The sequence below is a fragment of the Rhizobium sp. WYCCWR 11146 genome (assembly GCF_013591995.1).
In the GTDB taxonomy this organism is placed as follows: Bacteria; Pseudomonadota; Alphaproteobacteria; order Rhizobiales; family Rhizobiaceae; genus Rhizobium; species Rhizobium indicum.
The window spans coordinates 1-1215 of record NZ_JACCEY010000040.1 but is presented as its reverse complement, the minus strand read 5'-3'; the positions used below and the strand labels follow the sequence as shown (position 1 = coordinate 1215).

Annotated in this window: 1 protein-coding gene; it reads right to left on the bottom strand. The window is 63.3% G+C overall.

Annotation, left to right across the window (positions count from 1 at the left end; all coding sequences use genetic code 11):
* Positions 1-17 precede the first annotated feature (17 nt).
* A complete protein-coding gene (locus HX899_RS33050) occupies positions 18-989 on the bottom strand; it encodes an IS110 family transposase (RefSeq protein WP_181294450.1) in 972 nt (323 codons plus the stop codon).
* Between the last annotated feature and the right edge of the window lie 226 nt (positions 990-1215).

Genomic DNA, 1215 nt, shown 5'->3' with positions numbered 1-1215 from the left:
TCCCTCACCAAGTCAGTTTATGCGTTGATCTGCATTGTTTCATTTTGCTGTCGCACGGCGTCCCTGACACGGGCGTTTGCGATAGTGATGATCTTGCGCATGATGGCAGTGAGGGCGACGCGCTTGGGTTTTGCGGCCTTGAGCAGCGCCTTGTAGGCGACAGCGAGCGGATTGTCGCCGCGGCAGGCGGCAAGTGCGGCGATGAATAGCGCCGGTCTGATCTGGCGCCGTCCGCCGGTGGTGCTGCGGTGCCAACTGGCTTTGCCGCTATCTTTGGGATGCGGGGCGACACCGGCAAGGCTTGCCACCTGGCGGCGGTTGAGGGTGCCGAGTTCGGGCATGACGGCCAAGAGCAGCGGCGCCAGGACTGGTCCGACACCGGGCACCGAACGCAGCTGTTCGGCCCGCAGTGCCAGATCGCGGCTTTCACCGATCAGGGTGTCGATTTCGGCATTGAAGGCTTCGATATGGCGCTCCAGTTCGGCGAGATGATCGCGGATATTGTCGGCTATGAGGCGGCTGCGCGGCGCTTTCAGGCGGTTTTGCTCCTGCACCCGCATGGCGACGAGGTCGAGACGGCGGGCAACAAGCAGCTCGAGTTTCTGCTGGGTGGGGTCGGCCGGCTGCCAGCGGGGCAGTGTGGCGGCGCGGTCGCGGCCATAGCGGGACAGCCAGCGGGCGTCGATCGGGTCGTTTTTGGCGCGCTTGCCGAAGGATTTGATATAGGCCTTGACCTTGACGGGATCGGCGCGGTGGGCGGCAATGGCCAGTTCCAGGAGCACACCGAGCAGGGTGTCCTCATGGCCGCCGGTCGCCTCGCACACGGCGAGCGTGGCAGTGCCCTGGTACGGCTGCAGGGCGGTGCGAAGAGCATCGGCATTATTGGCGATGGTCTGGGTGTGGCGGCTGTGGCCGTCGCACAGGGTGACGGTGTCGCGGGAGACGTCCAGGCCGAGGACGCACTGGATTTCGGCGGGTTCTGTCATCATAATCGGGTTCCATGCTTCGAATTGTCTGCGGGCGTGTCCGACGGATAGCCCATTCAAGTCAGCAAGCGATGCGAAGCTGGAGCGGCAAAGTCCCTTCATGAGGTCGGTCGTTGACACCTATTCCTGTACGGGCGCTTTGCCGCGCGAACCCCGGGATGGCCATCCCGGGGTTCGATCCCAGCTTCCCAAACATTAAAGCATGGATTTGAGAGACAATTCCTGTGCT

Excerpts from the sequence above, each read along its gene's own strand:
- HX899_RS33050 (WP_181294450.1), bottom strand. The coding sequence starts at position 989 with ATGATGACAGAACCCGCCGAAATCCAGTGCGTCCTCGGCCTGGACGTC.